The sequence below is a fragment of the Nitratidesulfovibrio oxamicus genome, assembly GCF_015731765.1.
In the GTDB taxonomy this organism is placed as follows: domain Bacteria; phylum Desulfobacterota; class Desulfovibrionia; order Desulfovibrionales; family Desulfovibrionaceae; genus Cupidesulfovibrio; species Cupidesulfovibrio oxamicus.
In genome coordinates this window covers 1-5,092 of sequence record NZ_VRYY01000169.1, presented here as the reverse complement: position 1 = coordinate 5,092, position 5,092 = coordinate 1, and the positions used below count along the sequence as shown (strand labels likewise).

6 protein-coding genes are annotated in these 5,092 nt (G+C 67.6%); all 6 read left to right on the top strand.

Annotated elements, in window-relative coordinates; translation table 11 throughout:
- Window positions 1-725: YggS family pyridoxal phosphate-dependent enzyme (locus FVW20_RS07215; protein ID WP_196608899.1), on the top strand; the 725-nt coding region annotated here is incomplete at its 5' end.
- Window positions 726-1,123: 398 nt separating this feature from the next.
- Window positions 1,124-1,882, top strand: a complete 759-nt coding sequence (locus FVW20_RS07210) for a motility protein A (RefSeq protein WP_196608898.1) — start codon at window positions 1,124-1,126, stop codon at window positions 1,880-1,882.
- Window positions 1,883-1,912: 30 nt separating this feature from the next.
- The gene (locus FVW20_RS07205; RefSeq protein WP_196608897.1) at window positions 1,913-2,839 is read left to right on the top strand and encodes an OmpA/MotB family protein; all 927 of its coding nucleotides are present in this window, start codon (window positions 1,913-1,915) and stop codon (window positions 2,837-2,839) included.
- A gap of 1 nt (window position 2,840) precedes the next feature.
- The gene (locus FVW20_RS07200; RefSeq protein WP_196608896.1) at window positions 2,841-3,764 is read left to right on the top strand and encodes an OmpA/MotB family protein; all 924 of its coding nucleotides are present in this window, start codon (window positions 2,841-2,843) and stop codon (window positions 3,762-3,764) included.
- An 81-nt stretch (window positions 3,765-3,845) separates the two neighbouring features.
- Window positions 3,846-4,361, top strand: coding sequence for a flagellar basal body-associated FliL family protein (locus FVW20_RS07195; protein WP_196608895.1), 516 nt, complete (start codon window positions 3,846-3,848; stop codon window positions 4,359-4,361).
- 26 nt (window positions 4,362-4,387) lie between these two features.
- On the top strand, window positions 4,388-4,930 hold the full coding sequence (fliN, locus tag FVW20_RS07190) for a flagellar motor switch protein FliN (protein WP_196608894.1): 543 nt from the start codon (window positions 4,388-4,390) through the stop codon (window positions 4,928-4,930).
- Window positions 4,931-5,092 lie beyond the last annotated feature (162 nt).

Sequence of the window (5,092 nt, the reverse complement as noted above, 5' to 3'; positions counted from 1 at the left end):
ACGGCGCCGCCCGCACCGCCGGGCGCGACCCCGCCGGGGTGACCCTGGTGGCCGTGTCCAAGTATCACCCCGCCGCCAGCGTGGCCGCGCTGGCCGCTGCCGGGCAGCGTGATTTTGGCGAGAATTATGTGCAGGAAGCACTACGGAAACAGACCGAAGTTGCCGATATGACGGGCATGGGTCCGGATGCGGCATCCGGAACGACGGCGGCGGGGGGCGCAACCCCGCGCTGGCATTTCATCGGCCACCTGCAAAGCAACAAGGCCAAGGACGTGGTGGGGCGCTTTGCGCTGCTGCACACCGTGGATTCGGAAACCCTGGCCCGCAAGCTGGACCAGCGGCTTTCCGGCATGCCCGCGCAGGGGGCCGGGGGCGTTGCGCCCGGTCAGGACATCTTGCTGCAGGTGAACATAGGTGACGAGGAGCAGAAATCCGGGGTGGACCCGGACGACCTGCCCGCCCTGGCGGACGCCGTGCTGGCCCTGCCGCGCCTGCGCCTGCTGGGGCTGATGTGCATGCCGCCCATTTTCGACGACGGCGAGGCCTCGCGCCCGTACTTTGCCCGGTTGCGCGAGCTGCGCGATGCGCTGTCCGCCCGTGTGGGCCTGCCCCTGCCGCACCTGTCCATGGGCATGTCGCACGACGTGGAAGTGGCCGTGGCCGAAGGGGCCACCATCGTGCGGGTGGGGACGGACATTTTCGGCCCGCGCCCGGTTCGCATCTGACTCTAAATGGTCTTTTCGTCCGTTGGCTGACCGATCCGAAGGGCGCGCAGCGTGCCCGTCAAGCGAGTCTGCGAACTTTACGGGCATCGAGCGCAGAGCGGTCAAACGTCGCCCGCCATAACTTTGCTGTCCTTATCCGTAAAGGTTCGCAAGCTCACCTAACGGCTAAGGCTCGGTCGAATTCGACAAGAGCGCGATGCGGTCGCCATCCGTGCTGCCCGAAGACCCGCGCACGGCTGCCGCATGCTCACTCATGGCGGGCTTGTTTTCCTTGCCAACGAACGAAAGGCCCGATTTAGAACCCTCGGTTGGCGAAGGTTATATCGGAAACCGACCACCGACCGCCCGCCACACGCGGGGCACGAACCAAACGCCCGCGCACGCAGCAGGGGTACCGCATGGATCTGGCAACCGTACTCGGCATCCTCATCTCGTTCGGGCTCATCGGCACGGCGCTGTCCATGGGCGGCAATCCACTGTTCTTCGTGGATTCGGCGGCCCTGCTCATCGTGCTGGGCGGCACCCTGGGGGCGGCGCTGGTGCACTACCCGCTGCCGGTGGCCCTGCGCGTGCTGGCCATCACCCGCAAGGCCTTCGCCACCCGGCTGCATCGCATCGACCTGGTCATCGACCAGTTCATGGAATTCGCCCACCGCGCCCGGCGAGAAGGCCTGCTGTCGCTGGAACCCGCCGTGCGCAACCTGGATGACCCCTTCCTGCGCAAGGGGTTGCAGCTGACCATCGACGGGCTGGAGCCCGACGCCATCCGCGAGATCATGGAAAGCGAGATCGCCGCGCTGGAGACGCGCCACTCCATGGGGGTGGACATCTTCAACGCGCTGGCCTCGTACGCACCGGCGCTGGGGCTGGTGGGCACGCTCATCGGCCTGGTTCAGATGCTGCGCTCCATGAACGATCCCTCGTCCATCGGCCCGGCCATGGCCGTGGCGCTCATCACCACCTTCTACGGGGTGGTGCTGGCCAACCTGATCTTCCTGCCGCTGGCGGGCAAGCTGCGCCACCGCAGCAAGGAAGAGGTGCAGCTGATGGAAATGCAACTGGAAGGCATCCTGGCCATCGCCAGGGGAGAAAATCCGCGCATCATCCTGGAAAAGCTGAGCTGCTATCAGCCGCCGCGCGAGCGGCGCACCAACTAGGCGACCCCGCCCAGCCCCGGAGCACGGACCATGGCGCGCAACAGGCGGAAACCGCAGCCCGCAGGCATCACCCAGCCGCCGTGGCTCATCACGTATTCCGACCTGATGACCCTGCTGCTGACCTTCTTCGTGCTGCTGGTGGCCATTTCGGTCATCGACGAGCGGCGCAGGGTCTTGGCCGTGGGGTCGGTGGCGGGCAGCTTCGGGCAGGAACAGGGCACCGCCAGCCCGCGTGAACCGGCGGACGGTCGCCCCGTGCCGGGCGTCGTCCCCATGGGTGACGCGCCCCCGCGCGGTCGCGACCTGACCCCCCTGCGCGACATGCTGTGGGAAGATGCCGAGCGCGACATCAACTACCAGGAAAACGGCTACATCCAGATTTTTTCCATCAACGACGAGGTGCTGTTCCGCACCGGCTCGACGGATCTGACCGAACGCGGCGCGGCCCTGCTGGCGCGCGTCGCTCCGGTGCTGCGCGGGGTGGAGCATCCGGTTCTGATCGCCGGGCACGCCTCGCCCGCGCGCGACGAAGAGGGCATCCTGTTCCGGCTGCGCGGCGATGAAAAAGACCTGCCCACGCCGTGGCGGCTTTCGCTGGGGCGGGCCACGGCGGTGTACCGCAAGCTGTCCGACCTTGGCGTGCCGCGTGGCCGCATGCTCATGGAAGCCCACGGCGACACGCGTCCCCGCTTCGACAACCTGACTCCCGACGGGCGGCGCGCCAACCGGCGCGTGGACATCGTGCTCGACCGGCGCAACGCCGAATGGGCGCGCCGCATGGAATCCCTGAAGGAGGGCGCCCCCGTGCGCGAGACCTTCCAGTACAAGGGGTTCCGGTTCGATTTCGCCATGCCCGGCGGCGGGGCGGGCAGCGGTGGGGCGTCAGGCGCCGGTTCGGGGCAGAATCCCGGCCCGGAATCCGACCAGGAATCCGCCCGGAGTGGAGGAGGGAACTGAGATGGCCGACATCCCGCAGTCCTCCGCGTCACCGCATGCGCCCCCGCAACCGCACGGCCCCGCGCGCCTTCCGCACCGTACCCGGGCAGAGGACAAGCCCCGCCAGCCGTGGCTGCTGACCTATTCCGACCTTGTCACCCTGTTGCTGGCCTTTTTCGTGCTGCTGCTGTCCATGTCGTCCATGAACCGGGTCACCCTGTCGCGCATCGGCAGCCATTTCGGCGAGGCGGGCGAACAGGCCGCTGGCGTCACCGGTATGGTGCCGGAACGCATCCGGCTGCTGGAACCGCTGCTGGCGCGCCCCGCGCAGGTGTTCGCCCACCAGCGCGAGATCAAGGAACTGTTGTTCCCCGGTGCCGAGTTGCCCCCCGGCATCGACCGAAGTACACTGGACAAGAACCTGCGGATACTGGAACATCCGGAGGGAGTGGTGCTGGCCCTGACCGACGACCTGCTGTTCGCACCCGGGCAGTGGCGGCTGCGCGAGACGTCGCGCCCGCTGCTGGGCATGCTGGCCGAAGTGCTGGAATACGTCACCGCCGACGTGGCCATTGCCGGGCACAGCGACCCGCGCACCGAAGGCGTGTCCGCGCTGGAGCAGGCCGCCGGAACAGGGAGCGGGGCAGGAACCGTAACGGGTGCCGCCATCGGCTACGAACTGGCCGGACGGCGTGCGTTGACGGTTTTGGAATATTTCGTGCAGAGAAAACTTGACCCGGCCCGGTTTTCCGTCGCGGGGTACGGCCCGGACAGGCCATCGCTGGCGGGGCAGCCCCCGGCATCCGGTGCTCCGGGTGTGCCGGACGTGCCGGACGTGCCGGGAGAGGCCGACCGCACGGGCGCGGCAGCGGGGTCCGACGATCCCGACCGCAACCGCCGGGTGGAAATTCTGGTAAAGACCACGCCGAGACTCGGCGGATACTAGCAGGAACCGCAAGGCGCGGCACGGCGGGCGGCCAGCCCCGCCCAGCCCCGTGATGTCCAGTTGCCCCAAGGAGCGAGCGCAGTGGCGGAAGAAGCCGCACCCCCAAAGAAGAAGTCCGGCAAGCTGAAGTGGATCATCCTCATCCTGTTGCTGTTGTTGCTGGGTGGCGGCGGCGGTGGCGGGGCGTACTGGTGGTTCGTCATGCGGCCCGCCGCGCAGAATGCCGAGGGCGCGCCCGAATCGGCCAATGCCGAGGGCAAGGCCGACGCCAAGGGCGGCGAGGCCCCTGCCCGCAATGCCAAGGTTGCCAAGTTGCCGACGTTTCTCGTGAACCTGGCCGATCCCACGGGGCGCCGCTACCTCAAGCTGACCATGGAAGTGGAGGTGGGCTCCGACGCCACGGTCAAGGAACTGGAAGGTCAGTCGGCCAAGGTGCGTGACGCGGTCATCCTGCTGCTGTCCAGCAAGTCGTACGCGGACCTTGCCCCCATCGAAAGCAAGCTCCAGCTCAAGAACGAGGTGGCCGAACGCCTGAACCAGATTCTGGGCGGCCCCAAGGTGCTGCGGGTGTACATTACCGAAATGGTCATCCAGTAGGCGCGCACGGCGCAAAAGGAATACCCATGAGTGACGGCAAGGATGTCGATCAGGATCTGCTGGCGGCCCAGTGGGCTGCCGCCCTGGAAGGGGAAGACGACGAGGATGGCGGCGGCAAGGCCTCGTCCGCTGCCGGGGGCGGCGAGGACGACGCTCGCCTGGCCGAGGAATGGGCCAAGGCCCTGGCCAGTGAAGAGCAGACCCAGCTGAAGAAGGAAAAGGAACAGGGCTTCTTTGCGTCTGCCGCGCGCGAGGCCAAGTTCAAGGATTTGACGGAAGAGGCCAAGTCGCCCCGGCCCGACAGCGGTCGGCGCGAACTGGACTTCATCCTGGACATCCCGCTGGACGTCTCGGCGGAACTGGGCCGCACCCGCCTGCTGATCAACGAACTGCTCCAGTTGGGGCAGGGTTCGGTCGTCGAGCTGAACAAGCTGGCCGGCGAGCCGCTGGAAGTGTACGTCAACGGCAAGCTGGTGGCGCGCGGCGAGGCCGTGGTCATCAACGAGAAATTCGGCGTGCGCCTGACCGACATCATCAGTCCCATCGAACGGGTGAAGCAGCTTGCCTAACGCCACAGAATCCGCCGCTGGTGCCGTCGCCAGCTCCGTCACCAGCGCCGCCGACATGGCCGCGCAGGCTTCGGCCCAGACGGAGGGCGCCGTGCGCGCCGCCATATCCGCCAACGCCACCCTTGGCGACGCGGCCCAGTCCCTGCCCCACGCGGCAAGGCA